Source organism: Legionella geestiana (genome assembly GCF_004571195.1).
GTDB classification, from domain to species: Bacteria; Pseudomonadota; Gammaproteobacteria; order Legionellales; family Legionellaceae; genus Legionella_B; species Legionella_B geestiana.
In genome coordinates this window covers 1,349,126-1,366,816 of sequence record NZ_CP038271.1, presented here as the reverse complement: position 1 = coordinate 1,366,816, position 17,691 = coordinate 1,349,126, and the positions used below count along the sequence as shown (strand labels likewise).

Sequence of the window (17,691 nt, the reverse complement as noted above, 5' to 3'; positions counted from 1 at the left end):
CGGATTATAAATTAATCATCCGGGCATGGCAATCTTTTAACTCGCTTTAATAGATTCTCTTGTTCTTTGGTTTTTTCTGTGTCCGACTGCCATCATCCCAGAAGCAGTGAGCACGCTCCCGCCGCCTTTTTGTTTAATTTTAGAGCAAATTGTGTTGGCGCGGCTATACTGAAAGTGAGGATGGGTGAAAACCTGCATTATAACCGCATGCAAGAGGGTAAATCATGTCAGAAAAACAACAGCACACAACCTGCAGACTTCGTGAAAAAATGCTCAACCGTTATGACGACGGACTTCATCACAAACACGATAAATATCATATGAGTTATCGCCAGCATGCACGCTCGCATCCTGTTAATGGAAATGCGCTGACTGATGGTGAAAACGCTGAGAATCTGCCAACTGGCTTGATTCGAGAATTTCGTTTACGAAAAATTCGCAAACGACTGGATAAAGGTCGATTCCATTGATAAAATGTTTACAATCCTCCAGGTTAGCCACTTCCTGGTTTGGAACAGTACTGGATGGCCTGAATTAGTTCAGGCCACCGTATTTAGACCTTCGGTTTTTCCGTCAGCGTATAATATCGAAACAGCGTTACCACCCGAGAAACACCTTCCGTATGCCTTGCCATGTCAATCACCAGTGCTGCCTCTTCGCGGTCCACGTCTCCCATCAGGTAAACAATGCTGTCAGACGTGACTACCTTAAAGGTTCTTGGATTCACGCGTGCATCTGAAAAAATGCGGGTGCGGATGTTGGCAGTGATAAGACCGTCCTGCAAGGGGTACCAGGGTTTCCAGTGGAGGCTCAGCTGATTGAAAAATCGTCGATAACCGGTGGTAGATTCGATGCGGCGTGCTGCTTCCTTACGCAGGGCTTCTGTGGGTACGTGCCCTGCAAGCAGAACATCGCCGTTGAAAACTGCAGCATCAATGGAGCAGCCTGGCTGGCGAAACAGCCGGTCGTGAAAAAGGGCGTGGTTCACCTCAGCGCCCAGCTGTAAATCATCGACCTGCCGATACACTGAATGCCTGTCATAGACCATATTGGCGCCGGTCCAGACCGCGCCAATACAGCCACTCAAGAGCAACGCCGCGCATCCCTGCGCGAAAAACATCAATCCCTTTGCCTTCATCATCATCTTATGTACTGAAAGACCTTCACAACCTTTCGGACACCGCGCGTCTGTCGCGCGGTTTCGACAGCGAGGCTGGACTGCTCAGGCGTGACAATTCCCATCAGGTAGACTACGCCATTTTCAGTGACGATACGTATGGAGCCGGATTCAAGCCCTTTGGTCGCCAGCAGTCGGCTGCGAACCTGACCCGTGACCCAGCCATCGCGTGGACGAAGCGAAAGTGCAAGTGGATAGCCGACCGTGATTTCGTTGTATACGCGATAGACATTCGGCGTCGATTGCGCAATTTTCTCAGCCAGGACCCGGAGTGACGCCGCTGGCGTCTGTCCTGTCAGCAGAACAACCCGGTTAAAGCTGCTGACTTCAATGCGTGAATCGCGAAAACGCGGGTCGGACACAATGGCTTTGTGAATCACATGAAAAATGCGCGCATCTTTCTCCATGGTAACCACGGTGCGTCTGTCGTAGCCGGCCATACCTGCTGCAGCCCCTGCAACGACAACGGCTGCGCAGCCGGAAATCAGCGCTGCTGCCAGAATCAAGACCAGCGATTTACATTTCATAGCCTACCCCAACAGTTGACCAAAAAGAGATTGTTCTATCACATCGCAGAAACAATGCAAGACAAAAAGATGCACTTCGCGAATACGCGGGCCACAATCCAGTGGAATACGAAGCTCAATGTCTCCTGGCCCAAGGTGACTTGCCAGCAACCCGCCATCTCGTCCGGTCAGAAGAATGGTGTCCATGCCGCGAGCGCTGGCAGCCGTCATCGCATTTAAAACAGCGTCGGCACTGGCTGAGGTTGATAACGCCAGCAGAACATCCGAGGGCTGCCCGAGCGCCTGCAGAGAACGAGCAAACACCTGATCGGCATGACCATCACCAGTAAACGCTGAAAGAATGCCATAATCTGAACAAAGAGATATAACCGGCAGTGGTGGACGCTCAGACTCAAAACGGTTAACGAGCAGACTTGCGAAATACTGTGCGGCAAAAGCCGAAACGCCGCCACCGCATACAAAAATCCGGCCATCATTGAGCAGACACTGCACGAGGCGCGAACCGGCATCGGCAATGCCCGATGCAACGCTGTCTGCCACTGAAATTTTTGCCTCGATGCTTTCACCAAACAGCTGGCGAACCCGCTCTTCCATCTGTGGCATGATTGCACTTTCCTCCCGCTTACGCCCCAAAGGCGTTTTTTATCCAGGTTATTCTGGCCGGACTGCCATCAAGGCATACTACATCAAAACGTGCATCCCGGCCCTGGCGCGCTGGATGCTTCGTCAGATAAAAAGCCGCTGTCCTGCGAATTTTCTGTTGTTTTTGCGTGGTCACACTCGCTGCAGCACCTCCAAATGCGGCGGAACTGCGGGCGCGCACCTCGACAAACACCAGACTGTCCGCGTCCTGCATGACGAGGTCGATTTCTCCGAAGCGGCAGCTAAAGTTACGTGTTACTTCCAATAGCCCCTGACGCTTCAACCACACGCAGGCAATCTGCTCTGCTTCCTTTCCGTAAGCATTGGCCACAGGCATGCCTCACACGCTTGCATTCATCTGCACCCGGCCCTGGCGAAACTGCCCAAAGACCAGTGAACGCCCAATTTGCTGGCGGGGGTTCAGGTAAAGCACACCGCTCTGATTGTTAATCCCCATTGAAGGAAACAGCATCAACTCATTAAGCTGTGAAGACAGGTTAAAACTGTCCATCCCAAGCGCATACAGGCGGTTGTAGCTGTTCAACTGTTCCGGCCAGTTTCGGTTGCCGAGGTTATTTGCGAATACCCAGGGCATATCACAGAACACAATACCGTCAAGATCGCGGTCTTTTTTAGGGTCAGAGCTCCCCGCATACACACTGCTGGTCGCATACACCGGCACGTTGCCCGCATAGTAATATTTAATGAGCGGCATTATCTGGCGTGCCATTGACGGATAGGCAAGCAGAAAAATCATGTCAAAGTCTTCGCGCCGTGTATGGATTTTTGGCATCCGCCCGCCAATGGGTTTCGCATTCGGCATGTCTTTTTCATGGTATTGCAGAAAATTTCGCATGCGCTCGCTTAAATCATCTTTTGCCGCATAATGCAGGCTGTCAGTCACGGTACCACCGGTTTTTACAAACGCATCAGCAAAAGCGGCAGAAACGTCATTGCCCCAGGCATTATCAGGCGCAATAATCAGTGCTCGTGATAGACCGCGCTCACGCGCGCGCTTTGCCACCTGACGTGCTTCGTTTACCGGTGAAAGACCAAGCTGCCAGGCGTTGGCATCGGTGCGAATATCAAGCTCGTTCAGCAGAAGCGTGGGCACCGGATGTTCAAGAGCTGCGACGATGGCCACGTCCGCCTTGGCAAGCGGGCCAACCACATACCCGGCCCCGTCTTCAATGGCTTTTTGATACAATGCAGCCACATCGGCGCCGGTGGTATCATAGACTTTTACATCTACCTTTTGAGGCGCGTTTTGAGCCGCCGCGATAAAGCCGTCTCGCACCGCCTCGCCAGGACCTGAAAGCGCGCCGCTCACCGGCAGAAGCAGCGCCACGGAACGTGCGGGCGGAAGCAGTTTTTCCGGCATTTGCGCGAGGTTATCGGCTACAATACGGCGCCCAGGGTGCCCTGGGAAAGCCGCTTCCCAATCCGTAAGCGCCTTTAAAAGTGCCTGAGATTGGCCACTGTATTTGCGTGGAATCAGTGCAAGCTGCATCCATCCCTGTTGTCGGGAGCCACTGGCAGACTCAAGGGCTGCGGTTTCAAGCTCAGCAGGCGGCAGGGCATTAAGTGCTTTCCAGAGTGCGCGGCGGTTTTGGTTGCGCGCTGCATCGTCTGTTAACAGGCCTTCAAGGGTGATTCGCTGCGTAGCCGCTTCAAGTGTCCGGCCTTCGGCCTCATAGGCGCGCGCCAGCAGTGCGTGAAATCGCTCTTGATAATATGGCGGGAGGCTGGTAACGTTTCGCACCTTGCCAAGTTCTGCCAGTACTTCGGACGGCCGACTGCGGAATGCCGCGATTTTTGCCCGCAGAATAGTGGCTTCATCTGCGGCAGCAGCGGAGGGTGGTTCTAAACTGTCAAGGATGTCCTGCCCGCGTTTCCAATCGCCGTCCTGGATGGCTCGACCTGCGGCCAGCAGCTGATAATGGGCCCGTTCACCGCCTGTTTTGGTATCGGCAAGCGCCAGACTGCTTTCGACCGGCAGGGTGTAGGGATTTTGAACCGGAGCTGCCGCCTGAACGTCACTGTCAGCGACCGGCGTGCACTGGCACAGTAAAAACGGCATAAACAGAAACGCGGTTATTTTCAGAATCGCTGGAAAAGAACGCATGCGCAGACCACACCCCGAATATTCGAAGGCAAGAGGATAAACCATGAACTCCCCACTGGCAACCACCCCGGGCACCCTCTATCTGGTAGCCACTCCCATTGGCAACCGTGACGATATTACGACACGGGCGCGCCATGTGCTTGAAACGGTTGATGTGATTCTTGCCGAAGATACACGTCACTCCCTGCCGCTTTTACGCATGCTTGGCATCAAAACCCCACTGCAGTCCCTGCATGCGCACAATGAAAATACCCAGAGTGAGCGCCTGATAGAGGACTTGCTTCTCGGCCAAAACTTCGCGCTCATCAGCGATGCCGGCACGCCACTTATCTGCGACCCGGGCTTTCCCCTGGTGCGCCTTGCCCGTCAGAAGGGCGTAACGGTCGTACCCATTCCCGGTGCCTGTGCGCTCATTGCCGCACTTTCAGCATCCGGCCTTGCGGCAGAACCGTTCACTTTCGCGGGCTTTCTGCCGCCCAAAAAGACGGCCCGGCGCAAAACCCTGGAAGCATTCAAGCCCGTCAATCACACGCTGGTCTGGTACGAATCCACGCACCGCCTCGAAGAATCCCTTGAGGACATCGCAGATGTTTTTGGTGCCGACACCCCCATCGTGCTCGCCAAGGAGCTCACCAAAGCCTTTGAGACCTTTTTCAGCGGCACCCCCAAAGATGTGCTTGCCTGGCTTGCTGAAGACCCTCAGCGGGTGCGTGGGGAATTTGTACTGATGATTGGCGCACGCGACACGGAAAACGCCTGCGTCAGCCAGCTGGAATTCCTGCTCTCCACTCTGCTTGAAGAACTCCCCTTAAAACAGGCCGTCAATATCGCCTCGACCCTTTCGGGGCAGCCAAAAAATGAGGTCTATGCGCTTGCACTGCGCCTTAAGTCGCTGTAATTTTTTGGCAGGCAAATGAAAAAGGAGTTTTTATGGCATTCACCCGCCCACTGGCATCTCTTCTTGCGGCATTCGTGTTTACGGCGCAGGGCATGCCGCTTAAAACACTATACATTGAAGACGCGACTGGAAACGTGCGCCCAATAACCTGCACAGAAAGCCACGGTTTTCTCATCGCTGAAAATGATATTCTTATCCATAAAATCCGCCATTCAAGCGTAAACGGCGCCATTATCACCCCCAAAGCAGGTGGCGGGCGCTGGGCACATGGCGTCATTCCCTTTACGGTTGACGAAAATCTGCCGTTTCGCAACAAACACGCCATTTACAATGCCATTGCCCACTGGCAGGCACATACTACTCTTGAGTTTGTTGAGCTTACCTCTGCCAATCACGACCAGTATCCTGATTTTATCGCCTTTACCCCGGCTGGTGGCACCACCTGCGCTTCCTTTGTTGGACGGCAGGGCGGACGGCAGGAAATAGTACTTTCTCCGCGCTGCACCACCATGAACACTGTGCATGAAATCGGGCACGCGCTTGGATTATGGCATGAGCAGTCGCGCGCCGACCGGGCACAGTATATCCGTATTGTCTGGGAAAACATCACCGATGAGCACCGCCACAATTTTGAGCAGCAATTGACCGATGGCAAGGATTTCGGGGAGTATGACTATCAGTCCATCATGCATTACGGACCGTATTCATTTTCCAAAAATGGTGAGAAAACCATTATTCCACTGCAGGATGGCATCGAAATCGGACAGCGTGAACGCTTGAGCGAGAAGGATATTGCCGCAATTAACGCCATGTATCCCGAAGCCTGATTTTTTAAGCCGAAAACGCCGCTTTATCGCGGCGTTTAAAGACCGTATATTGATAACTTTTCATGCGGGTGTCCTCGAGTATGCCCGTCTGCACATAGGATTTAAAGAGTGCCGCAAAAGTCGTGTCTTTTTGAAAATAGGCAAGATAGTCGAATGTCCCGCTCATAAAGCCCGTGTGATGCCGCCACGTGTCTATAAGAATATAATCCGGCTTGCCGCTCGAAATATCCTCTGTAACCATTGAAATAAACGCCTGCTCAATATGCTGCTCTCGAAGGCTCAAACCGCCTTTATCACGAAGCTTGTTTACTGCACCCGGCACCCAGTACAGATGGAGCAGTCGCGATGCGTAATGTGCCTCACTCATCGCGACAGAAGGGAACGCAAAGCGCGGGCTTGCCGTCATGCAGTATACCGACTCTCTTTTTTTCAAAGACTGCATGAATGCCAGTAAATCCTTCTGGCTTTCTTTAAAGGCTCTCCCCCTAAAGTTATCCTCAAGCATATACATGAGCGGTGTAATGGCAAGCAACGCCAGCAGTGCCGCCACAGGAAATACGCCCTGCGATGACCGTTGATTCCACCATTGTTCAACGAGTAGAACCCCTAAAATAAGCGCGCAGGAAAAAGCAGGCAGTGCATGATAGCTCCAGTTCGTCATCTGTGAAAAATACACCAGCAGATTACCCGTCAGTGCACAGGCAAAAATGGCCTGCAGCGCTCTTGTTGGCGCTTTTCGGTCTGAAAACAGGAACCACACCAGCATCAGGAGCGCATAAGGAATGCAGTCAAGGAGAAACATCTGATACCAGCGCATCCCAAATCCCGCGTAATAAAACGCCGCAGACATAGGGATAACTTTATATAGATAATCTGGGTGTCTGAATGCGATAAAGAGCACATACACGCTGCAAAAAGCCATTATCACGAAGACTTCCAGGCGCATTACGGCGCGCAGGCTTCGTTGACGCACGACTTCGTACGCCTCCACCAGCAGAAAGGCTGCCAGAAAGTGAGGCTTAAGGGCAAAACCCAATGCACTGAAAAGCCCAATGCCCGCAGCAAGGTACACACTCGGGCGTTCCTCCTGCAGACGCAGATTTACCAGAAAATAATACGGCAGTGTAAAAATGACAAGAAGCTGCTCGCGCTGGCCAATCAGTGTTCCGGGAAGCAGGAACAGGACAAAGGCGAGCATTAACGTCAAAAAAAATGTCAACGGCGGGCTTTGAAGTGAGCGTGTGGACCTTATCAACCTTTGGCACAAAAACAGCGAACACAGTGAAAGTCCAAAAACATAGAGCCTCAAGAGAAGGGCCGGATGGTGAAAATATTCCCCAAGCCATGCTGGCGGTATCAGGATATAAAAAATCAGGGGCGGATTCAGGTCAAAAAAATCCCTGGTGTATGAGCCACCGGCAAGCAGACGACTTGCAGCCAGTAAATCCCAGCTGACATCCCAGTTCACCAGAAAATGCTGCTGTAAAAAAAACGCGAGCACAATCATCAGTAAAACGGCAGCGTATATGCTGCCGTTGGTTGTTCGGAGAAACTGCATCCCTGACGCCTCCTCAACACGTGAAGCCGTATACGCGCCGGGTTTTACACTCCAAATTCGCTAAAACACTCTCAGCGCGCAAATCTCTCACGTTATTTAGCACACATCCGTTTACGCTGGCACGAGTCCAGAACCATTCTCGAGCTCGTGGTCTTCCTGTGGCGCATCAGCTGCCTGCTGCAGCGCCTGGTGTTTCTTCCATGCGTTCCAGAGCTCAAAACCTGCATAAAGCACCGTCAGCACAATCGCCGCCTGCCAGCATACCACAAAGGTAGCGATAATGAGGCTCGGAACGATAATGTTTTTCACCATGGTAAACGCAAATTCACGCCGCGCTTCAAGATATGCGGCTTTTGCAGCGGTCGTATCAAGTCCTCGGTGTTCTGCCCGCTCAAGCTCGAGCTTACACTGGCGATACTTCTGGAATTCATCCGCCGAAAGATAAAGCGCCATTCCCACAATACACACAAAATAACACCCGACTGCGGCAAGCGGTCCTGAAAAAATGATGCTGCAGGTAAAGCCCGCTGCCAGTAAAGTCGCCGCTGTTCCCTTAAAAAGCAGGGCCGTGCACTGGACATTCCATCGCAGATTTAAGCGCTCCATCTGTTCATGCAGCATATTGAGGTGCGTTCTAAGACGCTGATATTCTGCAGCGGCGAGCCCCTGGGCACGCAGGCTGTTCTTCGTTTCCTCGATTTCATCAAGGTATTGTGCCAGTTTTTGCGTGTAGGCCACGCGTGCACGATGGTGGGAGTACATCAGTAACCCGATATCGAATACCAGAAAAGCCGCGGTAACGCATAAATTGGTAGCGAGCGACATTTTTACGTAGTTGGTCACTCCATTTACAGTACCCCAGGTCATATCGTTAAAATTCACCAAATCTCGCTTGCACCACTCCCAGTGAGCACGGGCATGCCAGGGAACGGTTTCTTCAGCTGCAGTGGGAAAAAAAGTGTGCTTCATGGATGAAATAAAATTTAGCATCAGGCGAATGCCAAAAAAACCCACTCCAAGCGCACTCATGACCATATTCGGCGTATTGAGGACACGGATGGCTTTATCGACATTGGTGTGGTTGCCAAACACCTTGTCAATTTTATCAACCCAGCCAAATTTTTTAACCAATGACAGGGCGTTATTCAGAGAAAGGCGGCAAAAAAGCCAGTAAATCCGCAAAAGGTTGGCAAACGAAACCGCATCACGCATTTTTGACAGGTGGAAAGGGAGTTGTAAAATAGCCCTTGCCGCTTCAGAAATTTTGCGCACAACGTAATCCAGAAACTTCTCGTGCTCAACAGGCTTATCGCGGTAGCTCCCTCTTGCCGCCGCCTGCCTCAAGCGTTCTTTGAGCTTGTCAAACTCTTCAGCCTTCTGCGGCTGTGCATATCCGTTGTAAAACATGGAGAGCAGGCTGCAGCAGAAATAGCAAAAGAGCCAGTACTGCTCCCTGTTTTTGGGAGCTTCGCGCATGGCTGCAAACACATCTTCAAGCTCCTGCTCGACAAGACCAAGATTATTCATAAGAAACGCGAACTCTATGCCTTCATCGCTGTCTTTTATTTTTAAGATGCAGGTTTCATCAATCGTTTCAAACGTATGCCCCCCGGCAAAAAATGCATTTTTTTGAGCAAGCCAGCCTGCATGAGGGGAGGAAAAACGATTCTCGGGCATGGGGCGCTCCTTATATTTCTTATGGATAAAACGAATGGCATGCTCGCAGCAACGCCTTGCGCACTAAAAAGACTCAAACTTACCATTTGATTAACATGTATTCAATACTTTGAGGGCATGTTGTTAAATTTATTGACACGACAATTAACGGACTTTCAAAGTAGTGCATTCCTGTGCTTAATGGCCCCAGATGCTTTAATGCAAGGAATGTGGTAACGCAGACGTTCACGTAATTGTCGCGCAGAGTCTACAACTGCATTATCTCAAGGACGTGATGACAGGCCATTGCTGTTAATTCAATTGGAGCACGAGAGCGCGTACTTTCACTTGAACGTCTGCGTGCCCGTCTGCGTTACCGATACCTTATGAGTTTTTTGTCCAGCACAGAGCGTTGGCAAAAAATGTTAAAAAGACTTAACGCTGCCTTAATATATGTATGTTTAAATAAAATTAATACAGCATGCGTGCGTTAGAGGTGTAAGATGCCAGGTTATCCAATGACGGCTTCTGAAGATCTTCAAGATTTTATTACGTCAATATTTGGTTTGAATACTGCCACTATTGGCTTTACGTATGCGGGCATTGCTACAGAATATACCGAGGTCCTAGGCACAAAGATATTTTTACACCCTGTAAGCTCGTACCATGTTGATGATTTTTTAGAGGCTCTTGGAAATGATAAAGCAGCTTTTGGCCTTGTTGGGCATGGTCTTACCGAACGCCATATTCTAACTGCTTATAAGGGTGATAATAATCAAATCATCCTGTTCGACTCAAAACGCTCTGATGGCGAGCGATTTTTAAGCAATCTTTGGAATCCCCCTTTCAGTTTCAACGCATTTTTCCGTACGCTTTTCGGTTTTGGAGATGTGTTTAACATCAATGGGCAAACGGTACGCTACATCTCTTTAGGCACTCAATCTGCATGGGATGGAACCACCTGCGGGCTTCATGTGGCAGCCATGCTGAATGGGATTCGACAATTATGTTCTCGAAATGAGCCTATAACCGCAGAAAGCATATTAGACGAAATGGGAAACCCGGTTGTAGATGTTGTCAGTGCTCTTGAAGATGATAACGAAATTCATGAAGCCATTAGTTTTAGGGCCTTCATGAATAGCGCCTGGAATGATACTTTTTTGCGTAATCGACCATCCGACGAAAGTGCACGTGCGTATTTTTTTGGATGGCATGGTTCAGAGAATACCTTACCCTTTGAGCCTGTATTTGAAACCTTGCGCAGTGTCCTGAAGCTCCTTACCGCACTTCCCGCGCGTGTGCTGGCAGAAACAGGTGCTTTTGCCCGCAAAAGCCTGATGGAAACTGCGCCTAAAAACGGTTTTACTCAAAGCCTTCGAAGTGGCGCCATGCTCTTGACCTTTGCATTTGAAGGCATGTGTCGAAGCGTTGGGATGCTGTTTCAGACGGTGCTTGAGCCGGGAAGAGTTATAGGGGCTTTGATTGAGGGCCGGTCTCAACAGGCAAGGGGTATTCAGGGAGGCACTCCGTACGGTTCAAGTGATTTACCTGCTGGAAATAAACAAGATCATGATATTGATTCTGATGATGACTTTGTAGATGTCAACCACCACGTGAGGTCAACTGCTCAAAGTAAAACGGCAGCAAGCCCAGGGGATGACCAATCAAGTACAGATGAAGCGGAACCAGCACGTCATTTACATGCTGATGCAAATAAACAAGATTCTGATGATGACTTTGTAGTTGTCGACCGCCGCGAGAAGTCCACTGCTCAAAGTAAAAGGTGAGCAACTTCATGGATTGATCCCCGCCTGCGTGCTGAGGAATCCCGATATATTTTTGTACAGCGGGCCAGTTTCAACCAGCGCAGACAAGGCTTTGATGAGTTACTGAGAACTTGAAGTGCATACAAATCCGTGATCGCGTTATTTTTCGCAAAAAAAGAATCGGGATCACCCGGCGCGGGAGGCAGGGAACTATCCCTGAAAAAGCACAGTGCCAATACAGGGATGGGTTCCCGCCTGCGCGGGAATGACAGGGTTTCAGGCCTGTAGAGTGGCCAAAATCTCTCCCACACTGTCTTCCCCGCGCAGGCGGGGACCCATTCAGGAGGTTGCACGGTGCCAACGCATGGTTCGGAACCCGCATGCTCGTTGTACAAAAATATGTCGGGATTCCTCGGCGCCTGCGCAGGGATGACCAATCAAGTACAGATGATGCGGAACCAGAATGGGCAATGACTAAAAGCAGGTAGTGCCTGTCAAGTCACTTATCCACATTACTTCCCAATACAAAAACTTGCAAAAATTTTCCCAAGCAGCTCATCAGCGCTGCATTGCCCGGTGATTTCTCCAAGCGCCTGATGGGCGAGGCGTAAATCTTCCGCAAGCAACTCACCCGCGCGCAGATGATGAAGGGCATGTTTGCCAGATTCCAGATGCGCGTGTGTTCTGTCGAGCGCATCAAGGTGGCGTCTTCTCGCGAGAAACTGCCCTTCGAGCGGCTGATAACCAATGCAGCTCAGAATCGCCTCAATGAGCTGCTCCATTCCTTCGCCGGTTTTTGCGGAAATAGCGATGCCTTTAGGGTGTGGATTCTGCGTGCACACATCCACTTTGTTAAAAACCTGCAGTATCGGCACATTCTCTGGCAGAGCGTTTTGCAGGGCTGCCTGCAGGGTGTGTTCCGTGGTGGCGTTCACATCCTGCACATGAAGTACGCAATCGGCCCGTGCGACTTCCTGCCAGGCGCGGCGTATGCCTTCCTGCTCCACGACGTCAGTACTTTCGCGAAGACCTGCCGTATCCACTACCTGTACAGGAATTCCTGACAACAGTATCCGCTCGCGCATTACATCACGGGTGGTGCCGGCGACATCCGTTACAATGGCAACTTCCTGCCCCGCGAGGCGATTAATCAGGGTAGATTTTCCGGCATTCGGCGCACCGGCAATGACAACCGTGAACCCCTCACGTACCAGTGCTCCCTGCGCAGTTTTTGCCCGCAACTCGTTAAAGAGCGTAAAAATTTCATCGAGCAGGGCAGCAACTTTACCATCGCCTAAAAAATCAATTTCCTCTTCGGGAAAATCAATGGATGCCTCAACATACAATCGAAGATATACAATTTTTTCATCAAGCAGACTGACCGCCTTTGAAAAATCCCCCTGCAACGAGCGAAGCGCCATGCGAGCGGCTGTTTGAGAATGTGCGTCTATTAAATCCGCAACCGCTTCCGCCTGCGCAAGATCCATTTTTCCATTGAGAAAAGCGCGTTCGGAAAACTCGCCAGGCCGCGCCAGGCGTGCTCCATCAATAAGACAAGCCTGTATCAGGGCATCCATCACCATCGGCGAGCCATGGCATTGAAATTCAACGACATGTTCTCCGGTAAAAGAATGCGGTGCTTTAAAGGCAAGCAGCAAACCTTCATCGATGGGTTCGCCGGTGCGGGTGGTAAAAGTGCAGTAGTGTGCGGTTCGAATCGGTAATGAGGAACTGCCGGAAAGGGCGGCTCCTATTGAAAGCGCTTTTTCACCTGAGACACGAACAATGCCAACGCCCCCCCGGCCTGGCGGGGTGGCGGTGGCAACGATGGTGTCCCTCGGCTCCATCAGCGGGCCGTCTGGCCTGCGGGAACAGGCTTGTCATCGCTGTATTTGCGGGTAATGTACCACTGCTGCAGAATCGAGAGCGTATTGTTCACAATCCAGTACAACACCAGTCCTGAAGGAAAATTCCAGAAAAGTGCGGTAAAGAGCACCGGCAGAAACATCATCACTTTCGCCTGCATCGGATCGGGCGGCGCCGGATTCAGACGCTGCTGAATCAGCATGGTTGCCCCCATGATGACCGGCAGTATATGCCAGGGATCCGGAGCCGCGAGGTCTTGAATCCAGAGTATAAAGGGCGCCTGACGCAGCTCCACACTCTCAAGCAACACCCAATAGAGCGCGATAAATACAGGGATTTGAATCACTACCGGCAGGCAGCCGCCAAGCGGATTGATTTTTTCGGCCCTGTAAAGCTCCATCGTTGCCTGGCTGAGTTTAGCCTTGTCATCACCAAAACGCTCACGAAGTGCCTGCAGTTTTGGCTGCAGTTTGCGCATGCCGGCCATGGATTTGTAACTGGTCGCCGACAGCCTGTAAAAAGCGGCTTTCACAAGCAGCGTTACCAGCACAATCGCCCATCCCCAGTTCCCCACTACGGAATGAATGGCTTTCATCACGGAAAAAAGAATGGAAGATAAAAACCATAACCAGCCATAATCAACCGTCAAGTCAAGCCCTGGTGCGATGGCTTTTAACGTACTGGTGATTTCAGGGCCAGCATACAGGCGTGAAGATACTTCAATCGACTGCCTCGGTTGCAGCTTGATGGGCGAACTGACTGCACCAATGGTGTAATCATCCCCCTTTGCCCGGGTGTAAAAACGGCTTTCAGCATCTGCCGGCGCGACCCAGGCCGTCAGGAAATAATGCTGCTGCATGGCAATCCAGCCGCCTTTGGCAACATCCACATCAAGGTTGGATTTTTCCATGTCCTTAAAACTGACTTTCTGGTAATTGCGCTTGCCGGGATTGGAGTAAGACCCGCCAGTGTATGAGCCAACATGAAACATGCTTGAAGAATCTTCGGTTGGCGAGCTTCGCAAAAGCTGGGTATTAAAGTACCCCTGCCATGCATTATCCCCTTGATTTTCAATGTTATATTGCACATTAACAAGGTAGCTTCCACGTTCAAACACGAAGCTTTTTTCTACGCGAAGCCCATCTGCAGACTGTCCTTCAAGGACCACTTTCAGGGTATTTTCGCCCTCATTGAGTGTCCAGATTTCTCTGGCACTTGAATAAGACACCGACAGAGGCTCTACCGTTTGTCCATCACTGACCACAAGATTACTGCGGGCAATGTATTTGGAGTTCGCCGCACTGTATAGCAGCGGGAAGGGTTTATCCTTTGCCTCAGAACTTACCGGGTAATCGGTGAGAAAAGCACCCGTGATATCGCCATGATTGAGGTCAATCTGCACATTCAGAACATCGGTTTTAACCTGTATGGTTTTGCCTGATGTTTCGGGCATTGATGTTTTGAGAACGGGAGACTGATTCCCGTTATGAGCAGCTGCAGGAGTCGTACTGCCAAGGCCTCCGGGCAAAAGCGCCTGTTCAGAGGGTGCACTTTCCGCTGCCGCAACCGTATGGGTCACCGGTGGGTAGTCCTCCAGCCAGCGGCTGTAGAGCGAGTAGATAATCAGTGCAAATGCAGCAAACAATATGACACGTCGGGTATCCATCAGGAATTCTCTTTAAGGGGTAATACAGGATCAAAACCACCCATGGACCACGGGTGACAGCGCAGCAGACGTTTCACAGACAGCCAGACTCCGCGAAAAGCGCCATGTACCGTTATGGCTTCAACAGCATACGACGAACAGCTCGGGTAAAACCGGCAAACATCGCCAATGCAGGGGCTGACCAAATACTGGTAAAACCGTATCGGCAGGCAGATTATTTGTCGAAAGCTGCGTTCAGGGTTTTCCATAGTTTGCCTAGTCCGGCGCTAATAGCACGATTTTCCACCACTCCAAGGCCGCTGCGGGCTAAAAAAATCAAGTCAATGGGTGGCAGGGATGCCTCTCGGAAAGCTTCTCGCACAAGGCGCTTAATCCTGTTGCGCTCATGGGCTCTGGCAAGCATTTTTTTTGAAATTGCCATGCCAAGACGGGCTCGTCCCAGCATATTTTCTCTGTACAAAACGACAAACTCGCTGTTGACCAGTTTTTTGGCGTCGGCAAAAACCGTGTCAAAATCCCGCTTAATCAACAGCCGCCGTGACTTTCCGAAAGTTGACACTTACGCGGACAAACGCTTACGGCCCTTGGCACGACGACGTTTGAGAACCAGACGACCACCACGGGTTGCCATACGTGCACGAAAACCGTGATCACGCTTACGCTTTAGATTGCTGGGTTGAAAAGTACGTTTCATGGAAAAAAACCTGCCAATCGATTTATGAGGCTCGGGATCATAGTGAAATATCAAGTCAGTGTCAAACGTTTGTAACTGGCGCTTATGCCGAAACATATGCACAGGCCATAATAAAAATAAAATAAGAAATTTATATTTTTTGTTTGTTATAAGGCAGGCACCTTTCTGTGATTAAGTATAAAAAAATTAATATTTACATAGGCGTAGTTGTTAATAAACCCTGTAGAAAACCTCCTTTTTATAGGACGTACAAGATGTGGAAAACTCGTCTTCCTGCTCAACAGGCCTCATTATCCACGGTTTATGGGGGGCTTTAGCGCTGGGTTTTGCACATATTTTGCTGGCGCGATAATCACGTGAACGTCTGCGTGCCCGTTTTCGTTACCGTAATCGTCGCTGCAATCCAGGATAGATACTCCTGTATATGTATTTTTTGTAATTTAAAAAAAATTGTCCTGTAAAAAGGAAACCCGTGCTTATCAAGCGCCTGCATCATAATAATATAAATATACATATATTCTCTTTTTATTATGTTTATGCAGCTACTTCGCTGTTGATAACACATATAAATCTATTTAAATCAAAGTACTTATCTTTAAATTTACCCTGTGTGGAAGTGCGCTTTTGACGAGGGAGCAAGGTGTGGACAGTTTCAGGCCCCTCTGTTATGCACCTGCTTGTTAAGAGCTTTTCAATGCCTGTACACAGAGGATAGACACAAGACTCATGCGGACCGGTATCGTTTGATTAGAACAAATTTGCTACAATGCCCGGCTTATTTGTTTCCCGGGGTATTTCGCCTGCATGCGGGTAAGGTTTTTTCTTGCCCGCCTGGCATGTTCAATGGCAATATCTGATGTTCATAATATTGGGTATATCCTTTCGGCTGCCCCTGACGTATACCGTATGAGGAGTTTTTGTGACTGCATCTGTCTGGCAGAAGTGTCTGGATCTTCTGCAGGAAGAGTATCCTGCCCAACAATTCAATACGTGGTTACGCCCTTTACAGGCCGAGTCAGACGAGGCAGGGATGGTTCTGCTCGCGCCAAATCGCTTTGTGGTGGATTGGGTTCGTACACATTTTTATCCGCGCTTACAGGAGCTTGTTTCTCAGGTCAGCGGTGAACAGGTCAATCTGGTTTCCATTGATATTGGTTCCCGTTCACCGGCTGTTTCTGCTGTCGCTGAAAAAGAGCCGCGGCCGCAGGCTCCGGCTACTGAGGCCGTGCGTGCTAAAAAAGTGATTGTGCCTTCGCACAAGGGGAGCAATCTTAATATTAATTTCGATTTCCCGACCTTTGTCGAAGGAAACTCCAACCATCTGGCGCGTGCCGCCTGTTTTAAGGTTGCAGAGTGTCCGGGGAACGCCTACAACCCTCTCTTTATTTATGGTGGTGTGGGATTGGGTAAAACTCACCTGATGCATGCCATTGGCAACACCATTTTGCGTAATAATCCACAAGCTAAGGTTTTATATCTCCATTCCGAGCGATTTGTGGCTGATATGGTTAAAGCGTTGCAAACGAATACCATCAACGAATTTAAACAGTTTTACCGTTCTCTAAACGTGCTGCTGATTGACGACATTCAGTTTTTTGCTGGAAAAGACCGATCTCAGGAAGAATTTTTTCATACATTCAATGCCTTACTTGAAGGGCAACAGCAGATTATTCTCACAAGTGATCGTTATCCGAAGGAAATTGAAGGCGTTGAAGAACGCCTGAAGTCACGTTTTGGCTGGGGATTGACGGTGGTGGTCGAACCGCCAGAGCTTGAAACCCGCGTGGCAATTCTTATCAGCAAGGCGGAACAGTCCAACATCGAACTGCCCTATGAAGTTGCCTTTTTTATTGCCAAGCGCATACGTTCTAACGTGCGTGAACTTGAGGGCGCGCTCAGACGGGTTATTGCAAATGCGCACTTTACCGGCAAGCCGATTACGGTTGATTTTGTACATGAAGCGCTGAGGGACTTACTCGCTTTACAGGATAAACTGGTTACCATTGAAAATATTCAAAAAACGGTCGCAGAATACTATAAAGTGAAGGTGGCAGATTTACTGTCGAAACGGCGCAGCCGCTCGATTGCCAGACCTCGGCAAATGGCGATGGCGCTGGCAAAAGAATTAACCAATCACAGCCTGCCGGAAATTGGTGATTACTTTGGTGGTCGTGATCATACGACCGTTATTCACGCCTGCCGAAAAGTCAAAGAATTGATTCAGGATGACAGCGATTTTGCAGAAGATTATAAAAATCTTTTGCGCATTCTTTCCTCCTGACGGAGATT

Annotated in this window: 17 protein-coding genes; 5 read left to right on the top strand and 12 right to left on the bottom strand. The window is 50.2% G+C overall.

Annotated features, from left to right (window positions below; all coding sequences use genetic code 11):
* The first annotated feature begins 224 nt into the window (after positions 1-224).
* Positions 225-470 (top strand): hypothetical protein, encoded by a 246-nt coding sequence (locus tag E4T54_RS06015; RefSeq protein ID WP_028385816.1) that lies wholly within the window; start codon positions 225-227, stop codon positions 468-470.
* Between the two features lie 83 nt (positions 471-553).
* Here the strand turns inward: E4T54_RS06015 and E4T54_RS06010 are convergent, their stop codons facing one another.
* Genes E4T54_RS06010 through E4T54_RS05990 form a run of 5 tightly spaced genes read right to left on the bottom strand, consistent with a single transcriptional unit; the run spans position 554 to position 4,516 of the window.
* Positions 554-1,144 (bottom strand): BON domain-containing protein, encoded by a 591-nt coding sequence (locus E4T54_RS06010; protein ID WP_238582835.1) that lies wholly within the window; start codon positions 1,142-1,144, stop codon positions 554-556.
* The gene (locus E4T54_RS06005) at positions 1,141-1,704 is read right to left on the bottom strand and encodes a BON domain-containing protein (protein WP_028385814.1); all 564 of its coding nucleotides are present in this window, start codon (positions 1,702-1,704) and stop codon (positions 1,141-1,143) included. The genes E4T54_RS06010 and E4T54_RS06005 overlap by 4 nt, the downstream gene beginning before the upstream one ends.
* 3 nt (positions 1,705-1,707) lie before the next feature.
* Positions 1,708-2,307 carry a D-sedoheptulose-7-phosphate isomerase gene (locus E4T54_RS06000; RefSeq protein ID WP_035901734.1) on the bottom strand — a complete coding sequence of 200 codons (600 nt, stop codon included), beginning with the start codon at positions 2,305-2,307 and terminating at the stop codon, positions 1,708-1,710.
* A 19-nt stretch (positions 2,308-2,326) separates the two neighbouring features.
* Entirely contained in the window at positions 2,327-2,677 is a 351-nt protein-coding gene (locus E4T54_RS05995; protein WP_242604344.1) for a YraN family protein, read from the bottom strand.
* A gap of 9 nt (positions 2,678-2,686) precedes the next feature.
* Positions 2,687-4,516 carry a penicillin-binding protein activator gene (locus tag E4T54_RS05990; RefSeq protein WP_238582834.1) on the bottom strand — a complete coding sequence of 610 codons (1,830 nt, stop codon included), beginning with the start codon at positions 4,514-4,516 and terminating at the stop codon, positions 2,687-2,689.
* Between E4T54_RS05990 and rsmI the strand changes: the two genes are divergently transcribed.
* Together rsmI and legP are read left to right on the top strand one after the other, a co-directional pair.
* Positions 4,515-5,369, top strand: coding sequence for a 16S rRNA (cytidine(1402)-2'-O)-methyltransferase (gene rsmI, locus E4T54_RS05985; RefSeq protein WP_028385810.1), 855 nt, complete (start codon positions 4,515-4,517; stop codon positions 5,367-5,369). The two genes, E4T54_RS05990 and rsmI, sit on opposite strands and share 2 nt — an antisense overlap.
* A gap of 32 nt (positions 5,370-5,401) precedes the next feature.
* A complete protein-coding gene (gene legP, locus E4T54_RS05980; RefSeq protein ID WP_028385809.1) occupies positions 5,402-6,196 on the top strand; it encodes a Dot/Icm T4SS effector Zinc-dependent metalloprotease LegP in 795 nt (264 codons plus the stop codon).
* A gap of 4 nt (positions 6,197-6,200) precedes the next feature.
* On the opposite strand, the gene E4T54_RS05975 is transcribed toward legP, so the two are convergent.
* Positions 6,201-7,754, bottom strand: a complete 1,554-nt coding sequence (locus E4T54_RS05975; RefSeq protein ID WP_028385808.1) for a hypothetical protein — start codon at positions 7,752-7,754, stop codon at positions 6,201-6,203.
* A 111-nt stretch (positions 7,755-7,865) separates the two neighbouring features.
* Positions 7,866-9,431: a hypothetical protein gene (locus tag E4T54_RS05970; protein WP_028385807.1), complete on the bottom strand. Its 1,566-nt coding sequence runs from the start codon at positions 9,429-9,431 to the stop codon at positions 7,866-7,868.
* Between the two features lie 497 nt (positions 9,432-9,928).
* Between E4T54_RS05970 and E4T54_RS05965 the strand changes: the two genes are divergently transcribed.
* Positions 9,929-11,197, top strand: a complete 1,269-nt coding sequence (locus tag E4T54_RS05965; RefSeq protein WP_028385806.1) for a hypothetical protein — start codon at positions 9,929-9,931, stop codon at positions 11,195-11,197.
* Between the two features lie 491 nt (positions 11,198-11,688).
* Here the strand turns inward: E4T54_RS05965 and mnmE are convergent, their stop codons facing one another.
* The 5 genes from mnmE to rpmH are packed head-to-tail and all read right to left on the bottom strand — an operon-like array spanning position 11,689 to position 15,402.
* Positions 11,689-13,023, bottom strand: coding sequence for a tRNA uridine-5-carboxymethylaminomethyl(34) synthesis GTPase MnmE (gene mnmE, locus E4T54_RS05960; protein ID WP_028385805.1), 1,335 nt, complete (start codon positions 13,021-13,023; stop codon positions 11,689-11,691).
* Positions 13,023-14,708 (bottom strand): membrane protein insertase YidC, encoded by a 1,686-nt coding sequence (gene yidC, locus E4T54_RS05955; RefSeq protein WP_028385804.1) that lies wholly within the window; start codon positions 14,706-14,708, stop codon positions 13,023-13,025. Before yidC ends, mnmE begins: the two co-directional genes overlap by 1 nt.
* Entirely contained in the window at positions 14,708-14,956 is a 249-nt protein-coding gene (yidD, locus tag E4T54_RS05950) for a membrane protein insertion efficiency factor YidD (RefSeq protein ID WP_081776694.1), read from the bottom strand. The genes yidC and yidD overlap by 1 nt, the downstream gene beginning before the upstream one ends.
* On the bottom strand, positions 14,923-15,267 hold the full coding sequence (rnpA, locus tag E4T54_RS05945; protein WP_035901731.1) for a ribonuclease P protein component: 345 nt from the start codon (positions 15,265-15,267) through the stop codon (positions 14,923-14,925). Before rnpA ends, yidD begins: the two co-directional genes overlap by 34 nt.
* Positions 15,268-15,402: a 50S ribosomal protein L34 gene (rpmH, locus tag E4T54_RS05940; protein ID WP_081776699.1), complete on the bottom strand. Its 135-nt coding sequence runs from the start codon at positions 15,400-15,402 to the stop codon at positions 15,268-15,270.
* A 919-nt stretch (positions 15,403-16,321) separates the two neighbouring features.
* Here rpmH and dnaA point away from each other — a divergent pair.
* Entirely contained in the window at positions 16,322-17,683 is a 1,362-nt protein-coding gene (gene dnaA, locus E4T54_RS05935; protein ID WP_028385801.1) for a chromosomal replication initiator protein DnaA, read from the top strand.
* Positions 17,684-17,691: the final 8 nt, after the last annotated feature.

Bases quoted from the DNA above. Each gene is read 5' to 3' on its own strand.
- E4T54_RS06010 (WP_238582835.1), bottom strand. From the start codon at position 1,144: ATGATGATGAAGGCAAAGGGATTGATGTTTTTCGCGCAGGGATGCGCG.
- yidC (WP_028385804.1), bottom strand. From the start codon at position 14,708: ATGGATACCCGACGTGTCATATTGTTTGCTGCATTTGCACTGATTATC.
- yidD (WP_081776694.1), bottom strand. From the start codon at position 14,956: ATGGAAAACCCTGAACGCAGCTTTCGACAAATAATCTGCCTGCCGATA.
- E4T54_RS05965 (WP_028385806.1), top strand. From the start codon at position 9,929: ATGACGGCTTCTGAAGATCTTCAAGATTTTATTACGTCAATATTTGGT.
- E4T54_RS06005 (WP_028385814.1), bottom strand. From the start codon at position 1,704: ATGAAATGTAAATCGCTGGTCTTGATTCTGGCAGCAGCGCTGATTTCC.
- E4T54_RS06000 (WP_035901734.1), bottom strand. From the start codon at position 2,307: ATGCCACAGATGGAAGAGCGGGTTCGCCAGCTGTTTGGTGAAAGCATC.
- E4T54_RS05990 (WP_238582834.1), bottom strand. From the start codon at position 4,516: ATGGTTTATCCTCTTGCCTTCGAATATTCGGGGTGTGGTCTGCGCATG.
- rpmH (WP_081776699.1), bottom strand. From the start codon at position 15,402: ATGAAACGTACTTTTCAACCCAGCAATCTAAAGCGTAAGCGTGATCAC.
- mnmE (WP_028385805.1), bottom strand. From the start codon at position 13,023: ATGGAGCCGAGGGACACCATCGTTGCCACCGCCACCCCGCCAGGCCGG.
- E4T54_RS05970 (WP_028385807.1), bottom strand. From the start codon at position 9,431: ATGCCCGAGAATCGTTTTTCCTCCCCTCATGCAGGCTGGCTTGCTCAA.
- rsmI (WP_028385810.1), top strand. From the start codon at position 4,515: ATGAACTCCCCACTGGCAACCACCCCGGGCACCCTCTATCTGGTAGCC.
- E4T54_RS05975 (WP_028385808.1), bottom strand. From the start codon at position 7,754: ATGCAGTTTCTCCGAACAACCAACGGCAGCATATACGCTGCCGTTTTA.
- E4T54_RS06015 (WP_028385816.1), top strand. From the start codon at position 225: ATGTCAGAAAAACAACAGCACACAACCTGCAGACTTCGTGAAAAAATG.
- legP (WP_028385809.1), top strand. From the start codon at position 5,402: ATGGCATTCACCCGCCCACTGGCATCTCTTCTTGCGGCATTCGTGTTT.